Consider the following 553-nt stretch of genomic DNA (forward strand, 5'->3'; position numbering starts at 1 on the left):
ATTATGCAGGCAATGAAACGCTTGTTAAGGAAGTAAAAGAGAGTTATCAAGCATGGCAAAAGAAAGCTCGCCAGCTAGACATGCTGATAAACAACCAAGAAGAAACCCAAGCGCGCTTACAAGTACTCAACTTTCAAGTCGACGAATTTGAAAAGCTAGCACTCCAAGACGGCGAACTTGAACAACTTGAGCAAGAGCAAAGCAAACTTGCCAATGCTGAAGTGCTACTTGCGGGTGCGCATGAATCTATAGCTGCAAGCAGTAATGATGAGCATGGAGCACTATCACTCCTTCAGCGCGCCAAGCATGCCTTAAGCTCACTGCCTGCTGAAGAATCTAGCATTAGCGAAGCGCTAGATTTATTCGAAGAAGCTAGTATTCAAATTGAGGAAGCGACTAATACACTTCGCCACTTTGTCGGAGGCTTTGAGCTAGACCCTAACCGATTAAACTTTATAGACGAACGCTTAGGTCAAGCCTATCAACTCGCGCGCAAACATCGCTGCCAACCAGATGAACTCAACGACGTTCATCTTCGATTAGCGCAAGAGCT

General features: G+C 45.6%; 1 pseudogene. It reads left to right on the forward strand.

The features are described from left to right. A pseudogene (locus A3739_RS30370) lies at nt 1–553 on the forward strand (DNA repair protein RecN); the annotation flags it as partial.

The organism is Oleiphilus sp. HI0067 (genome assembly GCF_001635735.1).